Annotated in this window: 13 protein-coding genes; 12 read left to right on the plus strand and 1 reads right to left on the minus strand. The window is 74.3% G+C overall.

Features of this window, described 5'->3' with window-relative positions:
- The 12 genes from AB0398_RS31500 to AB0398_RS31555 form a co-directional block, all read left to right on the plus strand.
- The coding region (locus tag AB0398_RS31500; protein ID WP_366379074.1) for a DUF4139 domain-containing protein at positions 1-958 on the plus strand (958 nt) is incomplete at its 5' end.
- A 7-nt stretch (positions 959-965) separates the two neighbouring features.
- Positions 966-2,528, plus strand: a complete 1,563-nt coding sequence (locus AB0398_RS31505; RefSeq protein ID WP_366379075.1) for a mucoidy inhibitor MuiA family protein — start codon at positions 966-968, stop codon at positions 2,526-2,528.
- A 200-nt stretch (positions 2,529-2,728) separates the two neighbouring features.
- The gene (locus AB0398_RS31510; RefSeq protein WP_366379076.1) at positions 2,729-4,540 is read left to right on the plus strand and encodes a SpoIIE family protein phosphatase; all 1,812 of its coding nucleotides are present in this window, start codon (positions 2,729-2,731) and stop codon (positions 4,538-4,540) included.
- Positions 4,541-4,646: 106 nt separating this feature from the next.
- The gene (locus AB0398_RS31515) at positions 4,647-5,843 is read left to right on the plus strand and encodes a nitric oxide synthase oxygenase (RefSeq protein ID WP_366379077.1); all 1,197 of its coding nucleotides are present in this window, start codon (positions 4,647-4,649) and stop codon (positions 5,841-5,843) included.
- Positions 5,844-5,923: 80 nt separating this feature from the next.
- The gene (locus AB0398_RS31520; protein ID WP_366379078.1) at positions 5,924-6,589 is read left to right on the plus strand and encodes a hypothetical protein; all 666 of its coding nucleotides are present in this window, start codon (positions 5,924-5,926) and stop codon (positions 6,587-6,589) included.
- Positions 6,590-6,799: 210 nt separating this feature from the next.
- A complete protein-coding gene (locus tag AB0398_RS31525; RefSeq protein ID WP_366379079.1) occupies positions 6,800-8,449 on the plus strand; it encodes an ATP-binding protein in 1,650 nt (549 codons plus the stop codon).
- Complete coding sequence (locus AB0398_RS31530; RefSeq protein WP_030690508.1) at positions 8,450-8,851, plus strand: roadblock/LC7 domain-containing protein; 402 nt, start codon at positions 8,450-8,452, stop codon at positions 8,849-8,851.
- Positions 8,848-9,201, plus strand: a complete 354-nt coding sequence (locus tag AB0398_RS31535) for a DUF742 domain-containing protein (protein ID WP_366379080.1) — start codon at positions 8,848-8,850, stop codon at positions 9,199-9,201. Before AB0398_RS31530 ends, AB0398_RS31535 begins: the two co-directional genes overlap by 4 nt.
- Entirely contained in the window at positions 9,182-9,805 is a 624-nt protein-coding gene (locus tag AB0398_RS31540; RefSeq protein WP_366379081.1) for an ATP/GTP-binding protein, read from the plus strand. The genes AB0398_RS31535 and AB0398_RS31540 overlap by 20 nt, the downstream gene beginning before the upstream one ends.
- Positions 9,802-11,043, plus strand: a complete 1,242-nt coding sequence (locus tag AB0398_RS31545; protein WP_366379082.1) for a cytochrome P450 — start codon at positions 9,802-9,804, stop codon at positions 11,041-11,043. The genes AB0398_RS31540 and AB0398_RS31545 overlap by 4 nt, the downstream gene beginning before the upstream one ends.
- Positions 11,040-12,284, plus strand: coding sequence for a cytochrome P450 (locus AB0398_RS31550; RefSeq protein WP_366379083.1), 1,245 nt, complete (start codon positions 11,040-11,042; stop codon positions 12,282-12,284). Before AB0398_RS31545 ends, AB0398_RS31550 begins: the two co-directional genes overlap by 4 nt.
- Before the next feature lie 169 nt (positions 12,285-12,453).
- Positions 12,454-13,224: a hypothetical protein gene (locus AB0398_RS31555; protein ID WP_366379084.1), complete on the plus strand. Its 771-nt coding sequence runs from the start codon at positions 12,454-12,456 to the stop codon at positions 13,222-13,224.
- 82 nt (positions 13,225-13,306) lie between these two features.
- On the opposite strand, the gene AB0398_RS31560 is transcribed toward AB0398_RS31555, so the two are convergent.
- Positions 13,307-14,974 carry a BCCT family transporter gene (locus AB0398_RS31560; RefSeq protein ID WP_366379123.1) on the minus strand — a complete coding sequence of 556 codons (1,668 nt, stop codon included), beginning with the start codon at positions 14,972-14,974 and terminating at the stop codon, positions 13,307-13,309.
- Positions 14,975-15,162 lie beyond the last annotated feature (188 nt).

The raw sequence follows: 15,162 nt of genomic DNA on the forward strand, positions 1-15,162 counted from the left end.
GGGGGGGGGCGGCCGGGCGCGCCCCCCCGCCCCGGCGGGCGCCCCGGCGGGTCGTCCGGTCTCGCTTCGGGCGCCGCCCCCTTCCCCCCCCGCCCCGGCCGCGCCGCCGCCCCCGGCGCCGTCCGGTCCGCCGCGGCCGGACGGCGACGAGCTGGACTACGCCTCCCTCGTCCTGTCCGGACCCGAGGACCAGGGGGCGCGCCGGGGAAGGCTGTTCCCCGGCTCCTCCTTCGACGCCGTGGCGACCGAGTACCGCCACCGTGCCGAAGGGGTGGCGGCGCTGCCGCTGCCCCGGTACGCCGTCCGCCCGCGTGAGTCGGCGGGTTCGTTCGACCACCGCTTCGACGCGGACGCCCGCGCCGACGTCCCGTCGGACGGCACCTGGCACACCGTCACCGTCGGCGAGATCCCGGTCGGTCTGCGCACCGAGCACCTCTGCGTGCCGTCCGTGGAGGAGACCGTGTACGCGACGCTCGTGGTCTCCAACGCGACCGGCCAGGCCCTGCTCGCCGGCCCGGTGGAGGTCACCGTCGACGGCGAGTTCCTGCTGACGGCCGCGCTCCCCACGCTCGCTCCCGGCGGCGTCGGGCGGCTGGGTCTGGGCCCCGCCGAGGCGATCCGCGTGACCCGCCGCACGCACCTGCGGGAGTCGACCGCGGGGCTGCGCAACAACGTCACCGTGCTCGACCACCAGGTGCGCGTGGAGCTGGTGAACCGGCTCGCGGCGCCCGCCGTCGTGGAGGTCCGCGAGCGGGTGCCGGTCACCTCCGAGCCCGACGTGCGGATCGAGGAGCGGCCCGGCTGGGCGGTGCCCGAGGACGGGCCCGAGGAGCACGCGGCGGGCACCCGCGTCCGGCGGGTCGAACTCCCCGCCGGAGGCACCGCCGTCCTCGAAGGCGGCTACGAGATCCGCATCCCGGCCGGCAAGGCCCTGGTCGACGGCAACCGCAGGAGCTGACCCCACCATGACCACGGAAACCCGACCGATCGCCCTTCCCGTCACCGCCATCACCTGTCTGGAGGACCGCGCCCACGTCGAGCGGACCGCCGACCTCGATCTGGCGGCCGGTGTCCAGCGGCTGCGCCTCGGCCCGGTCAGCGCGCTCGCCGTCGACCGCACCCTCCACGCCGAGCTGGTCTCCGACCGCCCGGCGACCGTGCTGGGCGCGCGGATCGTCCGCACCTGGACGCCGCGCGGCCCGGTCCCCTCCGCCGACGACGACTCCGCCCTCCGGCTGCGCGCACACGCCCTCGAAGAGGAGCGGCACACCGCGGAGCGGGAGCAGGACCGGCTGCGCGTCCGGCTCGACCTGCTGGGCCGGCTCGCCGCCGACCTGCTGCGGGAGATCCGCGAGGGCGTCGGCTCCGGGGAGAGCGAGGGGGAGCGCTGGGGCCGGGAACTGGACCGCGTGGACGCCGAGCGGGACACGTACGCCGAACGGCTCCGTGCGGTGGAGGTCCGGCTGACCGACCTCGACGCCGAGTACGGCGCGACCCTGCGGGCCCTGGAGGAGGCCGAGCAGGAGCCGCCCGAGCTCGTCGCCCACGTGGAGCTGACGGTGGAGGCGGCGGAGGCGGGCCCGGCCCGGCTGCGGCTCGGCCACCTCACCCCGTGCGCGCTGTGGCGGCCCGCCTACCGGGCCGTCCTCGACGGCGGCTCGCTGACCCTGGAGACCGAGGCCGTGGTCTGGCAGCGGACCGGCGAGGACTGGTCGGACGTGCGGCTGACGCTGTCGACGGCCCGTTCGGCGCTCGCCACCGAGCCGCCGCGTCTGGTCGAGGACCGGCTGACGCTCAGGGACCGCTCCGCCGCCGAGCGCCGCACGGTCGACGTCGAGGTGCGCGAGCAGCTGATCGGTGACCTCGGGCCGGTGCCGGTGCTCGGGCTGCCGGGGGTCGACGACGGCGGCGAGGCGCGCGTCCTGAACGCCCCGGCGCCGGTCTCCGTGCCGGGCGACGGCCGCGCGCACCGGGTGCCGCTCTCCGTCTTCACCACGAACGCGAGCGGCGAGTACGCCTGCTCCCCCGAGCTGTCCCCGCTGGTCACCCAGGTGGTGCGGTTCGACAACCGGTCCGGTCACGCCCTGCTCGCGGGGCCGGTGGACCTGGTGCGCGGCAGCGGCTTCGCCGGCCGCGGCACGCTGGACTTCACCGCTCCCGGCGCCCCCGCGGAGCTGGCCTACGGCAGCCGCGACGACATCCGGGTCGTCCGGTACGCCGAGGAGTCCCACGACACGGCCGGGCTCGCCCAGCGGGCCGTGACCATCCGCACGGTCCGGCTGCACCTGTCCCGGTTCTCCGCGCCCGGCGAGGACGGCGAGCGGGTGGTGGCCCTGCGGGAGCGGATCCCCGTCTCCGAGGTCTCGGCGGTGGAGGTGCGCCTGCGCAAGGAGTCCTGCTCCCCCGCGCCCGCCTCGGTCGACGCCGAGGGCATCGTCCGCTGGGACGTCTCCCTGCCGCCGGGCGGCCGCCGCACGGTCACCCTGGTGTACGAGGTGTCGGCGGCCGCCAAGGTCGTGGGGATCTGAGGGCGGGGCCTCCGGGACGGGGCGGCCCGCCCGGAGGCCCCGCACCCCCGGCCCGGCGTCGCGGACGGTCACGTCGAAGTGACTCGGCGTGGCCGTGGGCGTACTTGCGCAGGTTGCTTCCGCATGCCTGATGCACTGGGGCCGCTTCCGGTGCAGACTGTGCAACAGATGGCGTCACACCCTGTCTGGAGGCCGAAAGAGTGAACGGCGGGAGCGACAGGCGGCGCCTGACCAGCCGCGCCTCGGCCGGGAGCAATCCGTCGGCCCACCACCCGGCCGGTGCGGGCGCGCGGTTCCGCAGGAGCAGAGGTCTGCTGCCGCCCGACCGGTTCACCACCCGCAGTCAGCTCGCATGGCTGAATTCCGCCACGTCCAGGATCGGTACGACCCTGGATCTGGAGCGCACCGCGCAGGAACTGGCCGAGTTCACCGTGCCCCGGTTCGCCGACGGCGCCGCCGTGGACGTCCTGGAGAGCGTCCTGCGCGGCGAGGAGGGGGCCCGGTGGACCGGGGAGGGCATCCCGCTGCTGCGGGCCACGGCGCTGTGCGCGATCGAGGAGCTCTCCTCCCTGGAGCCGACTCCGGTGGGCGAGACCTACGTCCAGACCGAGGAGCAGCACGAGACGCTGCTGCACCGGTACTGCCTCCGGCAGGGCAAGCCGGTCCTGCTGAGCCGGATGCGGGGCGACGACTTCTCCCGCGTCGCGCCGACGGCGAGCGCGGCGGCGCAGATGCGCGCCGCCGGGGTGCACAGCTATCTGGCCGTGCCGCTGATCGCCCGCGGACTGCTGCTCGGGAGCGCCGACTTCGTGCGCGGGCGCGGGACGCCGCCGTTCTCCTCCACCGACCTGGCCCTGGCGGAACAGCTCGCCTCGAAGGCCGCCGTCTTCATCGACAACGCGCGCCTGTACGGGCGCGAGCGCGAGCACGTGGTCTCGTTGCAGCGCAGCCTGCTGCCGCGCGCGACCCCGGTGACGCCGGGGCTGCGGCTGCACTCGGAGTACGCGCCCTCGACGGCCGGCCACGGGGTGGGCGGGGACTGGTACGACGTGATGGCGCTGCCCGGCGGGCGGACGGCCCTGGTGGTGGGGGACGTGATGGGGCACGGGCTGCCCGCCGCCGCCACGATGGGCCGGCTGCGGGCCGTCGCCCGCACGCTGATGACCCTGGACATGGCCCCGGAGCGGGTCCTGGCGCGGCTCGACCTGGCCACCCGCGACCTGGAGGACGAGCAGGTCGCCACGTGTCTGTGCGCGGTCTACGACCCGGCGGACTCCAGCTACACGCTGGCCAGTGCCGGGCACCTGCCGCCGCTGCTCCTCGACGGGCGGGGCGCGGCGGACTTCGCGGACGTGCCGGCCGGCGCACCGCTGGGCGCGGGGGTGATCCCGTACGACCCGATCCGGCTGAAGGTCCCCGACGGCGGGCATCTGGTGATGTACACGGACGGGCTCATCAAGAACCGGACCGAGGACCTGGACGAGCAGTTGGAGCGGCTGCGGTCGGCCGCGCTGGGCCTGACCCCCGGGGCGCTGGAGGCGGGCGGCCTTGTGGAGCGCGCTCCGGCCGGGGCCGAGCGGTTCGACGAGGCGGTGCTCCTGGTCGCGACGGACTCGCCGTCCCCGCGCGGCGACCTGCGGGTGTGGGAGCTGCCGAAGGACGGGCGGGCGGCCTCGGTCGCACGGAACCTGGTGACCGGTCAGCTCTCCGAGTGGGAGCTCGACGAGCTCGCGGACGTCTGCGAGCTGGTGGTCTCCGAACTCGTGGGCAACGCGCTGCGGTACGGCAACGGGCCGGGCGAGCTGCGGCTCTGGCGCGGCGAGCGGCTGGTCGTGGAGGTCTCGGACACGGGTCCCGACCTGCCGCAAATCCAGCACGCGGACCTCAGCGACGAGGGCGGGCGGGGGCTCCAGCTCATCAACATGCTCTGTCGCCGCTGGGGTTCCTGCCGCACGGTCACCGGCAAGGTGGTCTGGGCGGAGCAGAACATGCCGGCTGCCCAGGAGTCGTAGCGAACCGGACACCGTACCAGCGCAGTGCCGTTCCCGTACGAAGTACGCAAACTCTCCACACACGCGCGAACACATGGGGTAGTCATGGAGGCCGGGAGGGAACACCTTGGTCTTCAGTCTGCGCCGCCGACGGAAGTCGGCCCCCGTCGACGTCTGTCCGTTCACGTCCGACGTCACCCCCGGCCCCCAGGGGCCCCCACGACCGCGCGAGGCGAAGCCGCACGCCACCGACCGGCGGGAGGCGGAGCGCTTCGTCCGGCAGTTCCACCGGGAGGAGCCGCGGGCGGGTGACGCGGAGCTCCGGGTCCGTGAGGTGCTCGCCGAGATCGACCGGACCGGCACGTACGCGCACACCCCGGAGGAGCTGGCGTTCGGCGCCCGCGTCGCGTGGCGCAACGCGGCCCGCTGCATCGGCAGGCTCTACTGGCGCAGCCTCGTGGTGCGCGACCTGCGGCACGTCTCCTCGGCCGACGGGATCGCCGAGGCCTGCTTCGAGCACCTGCGGCTGGCCGGCAACGGCGGGCGGATCCGTCCGGTGATCTCGGTCTTCGCGCCGGACCGGCCCGGCCGTCCCGGTCCCCGGATCGTCAACGACCAGCTGGTGCGCTACGCGGGGCACCGCACTCCGGAGGGGCGCTGGGTCGGCGACCCGCGCGGCGCGGAGCCGACCGCGCTCGCCCGCGAGCTGGGGTGGAAGCGGTCCGACGACCCCTTCCAGACACTGCCGTTGATGGTGCGGGAGCGTCCGGACGCGCGGCCGGAGTGGTACGAGCTGCCGGACGGCTGCGTCCTGGAGGTGCCGCTGCGGCATCCGGACCACCCGTGGTTCGCGGAGCTCGGGCTCCGCTGGTACGCGGTGCCTGCGATCAGCGGCATGCCGCTGGAGATCGGCGGGGTGCGCTATGCGGCGGCGCCGTTCAACGGCTGGTACATGGGGGTGGAGATCGGCGCGCGGAACCTCGGCGACACCGACCGCTACAACCTGCTGCCGGTGGTCGCCGACCGTCTGGGCCTGGACCGCTCGTCGGAGCGGACGCTGTGGCGGGACCGGGCGCTGGTCGAGCTGAACGTGGCGGTGCTGCACTCCTTCGGGGAGGCCGGGGTGACGATGGCGGACCACCACACGGAGTCCGAGCGGTTCCTCCGGCACATCGACCGGGAGACCCGCCACGGCAGGCCGACCCCCGCCGACTGGAGCTGGATCGTCCCGCCCGTCTCCGGCTCGGCCACCCCGGTGTTCCACCGCTACTACGACCCGGTCGACGACTCCGTGCGCCCCGCGTTCGTCGAGCGCGAGCGGTAGGGCGGGCGCCGGTCGTAAACCGGGGGCCGCGACCCGGCGGTTCCGTCTAAGGTGCGGCGACGGCGGGACGAAGGGGACACGTGGAACAGCGGGTGCGGGTGCACAGGGTCGGTCTGGACGGGCGCGAGCTCCGGGTGGTGCGGTCGGTCCCCGGGCCGGACGCGACGGGGCCGGCGCTGCGCGACGACGGGCACTGGCTGTCGATGTACGCCGACCGGGACGGCGCCGACCGGCTCGCCGCCCTGTGGGCGCTGGCCGCCCGGTCCGCCCGGTCGCTGGTGTACCTGCCGCTCCGGGGCGGTCCGGCGCCCCACGACGACGCCGGCGAGGCCGCGCCGGTCGCGCTCGACCTGGTGCTGGTCCACCACAGCCTCCAGTTCCCGGCCTCGGCGTGGAAGGGCGTCAGGGCGCGGCTCGGCACGGGCGTGCCCGGTACCGTGTCCCTGCCGGACGACGACCTTCCGGACCAGGACGCCGTCGACCACGAGCGGCTGCGCCACCGGACCTACCGCGACCACCTCGCCTTCGACATCGCCGCGCACACGCTGTTCGTCGTCGGCAGCTCCACCGCGTTCCGCGAACAGGGCGCCGCGCTGCGCCGGTTCGTCGAGCAGGCTCCCTCCCACGCGCGGCGCCACCCGGAGTCGGGGCACTTCTGCGTGGAGTTCGCTCCGGGCCCGTGGGGCCGGGGGCGGACGCGTCGGCACGTGCCCGGCAGCCTGCACATCGAGTACCTCGACGCCTGACGGCCTGATCTCCCGCCAGGGGCCGGACACGGACCGGCACTTCGGTGAACCCTGAGTAAATTCGATCGCTCTTGTTCACATAAATGGGACAGTTGAACCTTTACCTGGGTACCGATCCGATCAAGCGAGTTCCTAACTGATCAATCTCGCCTCTATAGTGCCGTCGTTGCGACTCCCTTCCCCGCGTGCCCGTTTCTGAGAGTCTGGTTGATGTCGGCGCCGTCCACCCCCTTCCGCCCTGCCCTGCTCGCCTCGTTGCTGACAGCCGCCGCAGGTGGTGCGCTCGCCGCGGCGGCGACCGCCGCGGCGCCGGCCGGGGTCCGTCCCGCGCTCGCCTGGTTCGCCGTCTGCTGCGTCCTGCTCCTCGCCGCCTCGGCCTTCGCCGTCACCTGGTACGGGCGCTCCTCGCGCGCCCTCGGCCGCCGGGTCGAGACGCTCACCGCCGAACTCGCCTCCCGTGACGCGTACGCCACGGCGGCCGCGGCCTCGGCCGAGCGGGAGACCGCGGCCCTGAGGGAGCGGTACGCGGCGGACACCGCGGCCGCCGAGGCCGCCCGCGCCGCCCGGACCGAGGAGCTGGTCCGCGCCCACGCGGCCGAGACGGCGGAGCTGACCCGGGCCCGGGCCGCCGACGTCGCGCGCCTGGAGGAGAGGCTGCGCCGCGCCGAGTCGGGCCGGTCCGCCGCCATGGCCGCCGCCGCCAACGCGGCCGGCCGCATGCAGGCGCTCGCCACGAGCATGCTGGCCGACCTGCGGGAGATGGAGCACCGGCACGCCGACGAGGACGTCCTGACCGACCTCCTCCACCTCGACCACCGCACCGCCCAGGCGGGCCGGCTCGCCGACTCCATCGCCGTGCTGACCGGAGCGCGCTCCGGCCGCCGCTGGGCCCGCCCGATCGTCATGGAGTCGATCCTGCGCGGCGCCATGGGCCGGATCGGCGGCTACCAGCGGGTGCGGCTGCACTCCAGCAGCGACGCGGCCGTGGCGGGCCACGCCGCCGAGGGCGTCATGCACGCCCTGGCCGAACTCATGGACAACGCGGCCAACTTCTCGCCGCCCACCGCCGAGGTCCACGTCTACGTGGAGGAGGTCCCCGCCGGCGTCATCATCGCGGTGGAGGACAGCGGCCTGGTGATGAGCGACGTCCAGCTCCGCCGCGCCGAGGCCGCCGTGGGCGCGGAGACCCAGGACCTGGCCGGTCTGTCCGGCACCCGGCTCGGCCTGGCCGTCGTCGGCCGGCTGGCGCGCAAGCACGGTCTGACCGTGTCGTTCCGCCCCTCGGCCCGCGGCGGCACCGGCGCCCTGCTGATGCTGCCGCAGGACCTGATCAGCCACGTGCCCGCCGAGACGCCGGCCGCGCCCGGCGCCGTGCTGCCCCCCGTGTCCGGCCGCGGCCTGTCCGCGCCCGCTCCCGACCGGGCACCGGCCGGAGCCCCGTCGCCCTCCCCCGCCGGCGCGCGGGTCCGGGAGCCCGAGACCGTGCACGAGCCCGACACGGCCACGGACACCGCCGGTGAGAGCACCGGCGAGCACCCGCAGTTCGGCGAGAGCGGCCTGCCGCGCCGCCGTCGCGGCCGTGCGCTCGCCGCCGCCCACCCCGAGGGGCCCGAGGCCGCGGCGAAGCCCCGCGCGGCCGGCCCGCGCAGCGGCGCGGCGGCCGGGGCGGCGTCCCGCTTCGGCACCTTCCGCCGGGCCGTCCGCGACGCCGCCGACCGGCCCGAGGCCGGCACCGAGACCTCCCCGGCGGCGGACGGCTCCCCGGCCGTCCCGCCCGTCCCGTCCGACCAGGCCGGCCGGACGTCCGCCCCCCGGACGTCGCCGTCCTCGAACTCCCCGCACCCGGAAGGCACCCCGTAAATGACCGGCACCACCACCGACGAGAAGCTCAGCTGGCTCCTGGAGGGCCTGCTGGAACGCACCCCGGGCACCCGACACGCCCTGGTGCTCTCCCGTGACGGCCTCAAGCTCTGCCGTACCCCCGAGCTCTCCGTCGACCAGGCGGACCAGCTCGCCGCGATCGCCGCCGGCATCCAGAGCCTGTCGCACGGTGCCTCCGTGGAGTTCGGCGACGGCACGGGCGGCGTCCGTTCCGCGATGGCCGAGTTCTACGGCGGCATCCTGTTCATCGTGGAGGCCGGCGAGGGCGCCCACCTCGCGCTCGTCGCCGACGAGGACGCCGACGCCGGACTCGTCGGCCACAACATGTCCGAGCTGGTCGAACAGCTCGGCGAGTACCTGGTCGCGAGGCCCCGGGGATGAGCCGACCCAGGCCGGGCAGGGACGAGTCCCCGGACCGGCTCTACACCCTGACCGGCGGCCGCAGCCGTTCCGGGTCGGACGCCTTCGACCTGGTGACCCTCGTGGTCGCCGAGAGCGACCCGGCCCCCGGCATGCAGTCCGAGCACGCCGCGATCCTGCGCATGTGCCGCTTCCCCACGGCGGTGGTGGAGGTGGCGGCCGGGCTCGGCCTGCCGGTGTCGATCACCCGGATCCTGCTGGCCGACCTCCACGACACCGGCCGGATCAGCGCACGGCACCCCCGCGCGTCGTACCGCCTTCCCGATCACGACATCCTGGAGCAGGTGCTCGTTGGACTCCGTAACCTCTGAACAGCGCCAGACCCTGCACAGCACCGCCGACAACGGACTGAAGATCGTCGTCGTCGGCGGTTTCGGCGTCGGCAAGACCACCCTGGTGCGCTCGGTCAGCGAGATCCGTCCGCTGAACACCGAGGAGACCATGACGCAGGCGGGCGAGGGCGTCGACGACACCGTCGGCGTCGCCGCGAAGACGGCCACCACCGTGGCCTTCGACTTCGGCAGGATCTCGCTGGACGCCCACAACATCCTCTATCTGTTCGGGGCGCCCGGCCAGGAGCGGTTCTGGTTCTTCTGGGACCGGCTGTTCTCCGGGACGCTCGGCGCGGTCGTGCTCGTCGACACGCGCCGGCTCGCCGACTCCTGGTACGCGATCGACCGCCTGGAGCACCACGGCACGCCGTTCGTCGTCGCCTGCAACGACTTCGGCGGCCCCGCCCACACCGCCGGGCAGATCCGCGAGGCCCTCGACCTCGCCGACGAGGTGCCGCTGGTCTTCTGCGACGCCCGGTCGCGCGAGTCCAGCAAGCAGGTCCTGATCACGCTCGTCGAGCACCTGCAGTCCGTCGTCGCCCAGGACCCGACGCCGCAGCCCATTCCGGAGCCCGCCCCGTGACCTGCCCCGTGCCCCACTCCGCGCCCCGGCCCGTCCCGCTGGGCGGGCCCCGGTTCCAGACCGACCCCACCGAGCTCTACCGGCAGATGCGCCGCGAGCACGGGGCGGTCGCCCCGGTCGTCCTGGACGGGGACGTGCCCGCCTGGCTGGTCCTCGGCTACCGCGAACTGCACCAGGTCACCAGCGACCCGGTGCTCTTCTCGCGCGACTCCGACCTGTGGAACCAGTGGGACCGCATCCCGGCGGACTGGCCCCTGCTGCCCATGATCGGCCGCAAGCAGCCGTCCATCCTCTACACCGTCGGCGAGCGGCACCGCGAGCGCGCGGACGTTGTCTCGGGCGCCCTGGAGGCGATCGACCCGTTCGTCCTGAGGCAGCGCGCCGAGCGGTTCGCCGACGAGCTGATCGACACGCTGTGCGGCAAGGGCTCCTGCGACATCATCGCCGAGTACGCGATGCTGCTGCCGGTCCGGGTCCTCGCCAGCGTCTACGGCTTCGCCGACGAGCAGGGCCCCGGGCTCGTCAAGGCCATGAACGACATGATCAACGGCCAGGAGGGCGCCCTGGAGGGCCAGCGCCACCTGGGCGAGTCCATGTTCGGGCTGCTCACCGCCAAGGCGGCGGCCCCGGGCGACGACGTCGCCTCGCGGATGCTCGGCAACACGGCCGGGTTCACGGTCGAGGAGGTCGCCCAGGACCTCATGGTGATGCTGGCCGCCGGCCACCAGCCCACCGCCGACTGGATCGGCAACTCGCTGCGCCTGATGCTCACCGACGACCGGTTCGCGGCCTCGCTGTCCGGCGGCCGGCACAGCGTCGGCGAGGCGATGAACGAGGTCCTCTGGGAGGACACGCCCACCCAGAACGTCGCCGGACGGTGGGCCTCGCGCGACACCCACCTCGGCGGGCGCCGCATCGGCGGCGGGGACCTGCTGCTGCTCGGCCTGGCCGCCGCCAACTCCGACCCGCACGTCCGGGCCGACTCCGGCGCGCTCACCGGCGGCAACAACGCCTACCTGTCCTTCGGACACGGCGAGCACCGCTGCCCGTTCCCCGCGCAGGAGGTCGCCGAGACCATCGCCCGGACGGGCATCGAGGTGCTGCTCGACCGGCTGCCGGACGTGGACCTCGCGGTGGCCCCGCAGGACCTCGCCCGCCGCCCCTCCCCCTGGCTGCGCGGGCTGACCGCGCTTCCCGTGACCTACACCCCGACCCCCGCCCTTGGAGCCCTCGGATGAGCTGCCCGTACGACCACACCGCCGCGTCCGGCACCGGCGTCATCGACCTGGACCCGTTCGTCACCGACCTCGACGGCGAGAGCGCCCGGCTGCGCGCCGCCGGCCCGCTCGCCCGGGTCGTCCTGCCGGGCGGGGTGCCCTGCTTCGCCGTCACCCACCACGCGGAGGCCCGGAAGCTGCTCACGGACCCGCGTCTGGTCAAGGACATCGATGTCTGGGGCGCCTGGCAGCGCGGTGAGATACCCCTGGACTGGCCGCTGATCGGCCTGGCCAACCCCGGCAAGTCCATGCTGACCGTGGACGGCGAGGAGCACCGGCGGCTGCGCACCCTGGTCGCGCAGGCGCTGACCGCGCGCCGGGTGGAGCGGCTGCGCGCCGGCATCGAGGCCCTGACCACGGAGATGCTGGACCGGCTCGCCGAGCGCCCGGCGGGCGGGACGGTGGACCTGAAGGCGGAGTTCGCCTACCCGCTGCCGATGAACGTGGTCTGCGAGCTGATGGGCGTCGACAAGGCCGACCAGCCGCGCATGAAGGAGCTGTTCGACAAGTTCTTCTCGACGCAGACCCCGCCCGAGGAGGTGCCGCGGATGATGGCGGACCTGGGCGCCCTGTTCGGGGGGATCGTGGCGGGCAAGAAGGAGGCGCCCGGCGACGACCTCACCAGCGCGCTGATCGAGGCGTCGGAGAACGGCGACCGGCTCACCACGGAGGAGATCACCAACACCCTCCAGCTGATGGTGGCCGCCGGTCACGAGACGACGATCAGCCTGATCGTGAACGCCGTGGTCGCCCTGAGCACCCACCCCGACCAGCGCGACCTGGTGCTCAAGGGCGAGGTGCCGTGGGAGAACGTGATCGAGGAGACCCTGCGCTGGTCGACGCCCACCTCGCACGTCCTGATCCGGTTCGCCGCCGAGGACATCGAGGTCGGCGACCGGGTCCTGCCCAAGGGCGAGGGCCTGATCGTGTCGTTCGGCGCGCTCGGCCGGGACGAGACGCAGTTCGGTCCGACGGCGGGCGACTTCGACGTGACCCGCACGCCGAACCGGCACATCTCCTTCGGTCACGGCCCGCACGTCTGCCCGGGCGCGGCGCTGTCCCGCCTGGAGGCGTCGGTGGCACTGCCCGCGCTGTACGCGCGCTTCCCGGAGCTGCGTCTGGCCGTGCCGCGCGAGGAGCTGCGCAACAAGCCGGTCGTCACCCAGAACGACCTCTTCGAGCTCCCGGTCGTCCTGGCCTGACGGCCGGCGCGTGCGCGCCTCCCCGGACCACGGGCCCGGTCCTCCGGCGGTGTGCGCCGAGGACCGGGCCCGTTTCTGAGTAGCCGTACTCATGCCGGGGGCCGGTTTCGGCGGAACCATGACCGCAGGCGTGCGCGGGTTCCCGCGCACCGGTCCGGAGGGGGACGGCATGAGCAGGGTCGTGGGCTCGTTCGTGGTGGCGGGTCTCGCGGTCGGGGCGCTGGTCCTGGCGTACGCGGTGGGGGCGCCGCCCGGGACGGTGCTCGCCGTCGGGGCGGGCGTCCTCGGGCTGCTCTGGCTCCTGCTGCTCCTGACCGCGCCGTGGAACCTGTACTTCCGGGCGCACGCGGTCCTCGCCGAGATCGCGGTCAGCCGCGAGAAGGGCCTCGAGGTCTCCGGGGAGCGGGACGCCGAGGCGGGGCGGATCGCGCGCGTGATGCTGCGGGTCGCCGTCGCCGGGCACGTGGCGACGGCCGCCGCCGTACTCGCCGTCGCCGTCGCGACCGGCCGGGAGGCGGGCTACTGGTGCGCCGGGTTCTTCCTGCTGAGCACGGCGTTCCGGCCGGCCGGGGCGTACTTCGGGCAGCTGCGCGGCCGGCTGGGCACGCTGCTCCGGGAGGTGACGTACCCCCGGGACGACGTGGTGGCGCTGCGGGAGCGGGTCGCCGCCCTCGAAGCGGGCGCCTCGGTGCTCCAGGACAAGGCGGAGGAGCAGTACCGGGCCCTGGCCGAGCTGCGCGGGACGGTGGACGCGGTCGGCCTCTCCGCGCACGAGCGCGCCGAGCGGACCGACCGGAGCGTCGCGGCCCTGGCCCGCGAGTTCGAGTCGACGGTGAACCGGCTCACCGACAACGAGGAGATCATCACCGGTCTGAAGGCGTTCCTGCGGCTGCTGCGCTCCACCGACCTCACCGCCGGCCCCGCCGGCTCGCCCGCCTGACCACCGGCCGGGCCGCGCCGGCGGACGGCCCGGCCGCCACGGGGCCGCCCGCGGGAAGGCCGGCCCCGCCTCCCGCGCTCCGTCAGCGGCCGTCCTGGCCCGGTTCCCCCTCTCCGGGCCCGATCCGCAGCTCGAAGTCCCCGGAGTACTTCTCGTGTCCGGCGATCACGGCGAGTTCGACGGCCTCCTCCCCCATCTCGCCGCGCACGATGAGCGGGTCCTTGCGCAGGTCCCGCATGAGCGCCACGCACATGCCGATCATGACCAGCACGAACGGCGCCGCGACCAGGATGGTGAGGTTCTGCAGGCCCGCGAGCGCGTCGCCCTCGCCGTCGCCGATGAGGAGCATGATCGCGGCGACCGCGCCGGTCACCACGCCCCAGAAGACCACCACGGGCCGGGTGGGCTCGAAGGAGCCGCGCTGCGAGAGCGTCCCCATGACGATGGAGGCGGCGTCCGCGCCGGACACGAAGAAGATGCCGACGAGGATCATCACGAGCAGGCTCATGGCGCCCGCGATCGGGAACTCCTGGAGGACGGCGAAGAGCTGCCCCTCGGGGGTGCTCTCCCCGGCCAGTTCGCCCCGCTCCCTGAGCTTCATCGCCGTGCCGCCGAAGATGGCGAACCAGATCAGGCTGACGGTGCTGGGGACCAGGATGACCCCGCCGACGAACTGGCGGATGGTCCGGCCCCGGCTGATGCGGGCGATGAACATGCCGACGAAGGGCGTCCAGGAGATCCACCACGCCCAGTAGAAGACGGTCCAGCTGCCCAGCCAGTCGTGGATGTCGTCCCCGCTGGTCGCCTCGGTGCGGCCGGCCAGCTGCGGCAGGTCGCCGATGTAGGCGGCGATCGAGGTGGGCAGCAGGTCGAGCACGATGATGGTGGGGCCCGCCACGAAGACGAAGACGGCGAGGATCGCCGCGAGCACCATGTTGATGTTGGAGAGCCACTGGATGCCCCTCTCCACGCCGGAGACGGCGGAGAGGACGAAGGCCACGGTGAGGACCGCGATGATGGCGACGAGCAGCCCCGTGCCGGTCTTCTCCATCCAGTTCAGCTCCTCGAAGCCGCTGCCGATCTGGAGCGCGCCGAGGCCGAGGGAGGCGGCGGAGCCGAAGAGGGTGGCGAAGATGGCCAGGATGTCGATGAACCGGCCGGGACCGCCGTACGCCCGCTTCTCGCCCATCAGCGGGACGAAGACGGCGCTGATGGTCTGGCGGCGTCCGCGCCGGAAGCTGGAGTAGGCGATGGCGAGGCCGACGACGGCGTAGATCGCCCACGGGTGGAGCGTCCAGTGGAAGAGCGTGGTGGCCATGGCGGTCTGCATCCGCTCGGCCGAGTCGACGGGGTGGGTGCCGGGCGGCGGGGTGCCGTAGTGGGCGAGCGGTTCGCTCACGCCGTAGAACATCAGGCCGATGCCCATGCCGGCGCTGAACATCATGGCGATCCACGACACGGTCCGGAACTCGGGGCCCTCCTCCTCCCGGCCGAGGGTGATCCGGCCGTAGCGGCTGACGGCGAGCCACAGCGCGAAGACGACGAACCCGGAGGCGGCGAGCATGAACGCCCAGCCGCCGTCGCGGATCAGCCCGTCGAGGAGGGAGCTGGAGACGTCCTGGAGGCTCTCGGTGGCCGTGGCTCCCCAGACGACGAAGGCCAGGGTGAGGACGGCGGCGACCCCGAACACGATCCGGTCGGTACGGGCGTGGTGGCGCCGGTCGGAGCGGGTGAGGAGGGTCGGCAGCACCGGCAGCCCCCGGCTCCTCGCCCGTTCGGCGCCCTTCCGGCGGCCTTCCGGCCTCTCTTCTTCCTGCGACACGGGCGGCACCTTTCACGGCATTGCGCGGCATTACGGGGCAAACGTCACATTGCTTCCGTAAGGCAGTACCACAGGCGCGGCCCGTCCCGGTGGACCAACAGGCCCCGGCGCCCCCT

Origin of the sequence: Streptomyces sp. NPDC086147, from assembly GCF_040702165.1 — a bacterium.
Taxonomy (GTDB): Bacteria; Actinomycetota; Actinomycetes; order Streptomycetales; family Streptomycetaceae; genus Streptomyces.

Coding starts and splice junctions, on each gene's coding strand:
- AB0398_RS31505 (WP_366379075.1), top strand. CDS start 966: ATGACCACGGAAACCCGACCGATCGCCCTTCCCGTCACCGCCATCACC.
- AB0398_RS31525 (WP_366379079.1), top strand. CDS start 6,800: ATGTCGGCGCCGTCCACCCCCTTCCGCCCTGCCCTGCTCGCCTCGTTG.
- AB0398_RS31530 (WP_030690508.1), top strand. CDS start 8,450: ATGACCGGCACCACCACCGACGAGAAGCTCAGCTGGCTCCTGGAGGGC.
- AB0398_RS31535 (WP_366379080.1), top strand. CDS start 8,848: ATGAGCCGACCCAGGCCGGGCAGGGACGAGTCCCCGGACCGGCTCTAC.
- AB0398_RS31550 (WP_366379083.1), top strand. CDS start 11,040: ATGAGCTGCCCGTACGACCACACCGCCGCGTCCGGCACCGGCGTCATC.
- AB0398_RS31555 (WP_366379084.1), top strand. CDS start 12,454: ATGAGCAGGGTCGTGGGCTCGTTCGTGGTGGCGGGTCTCGCGGTCGGG.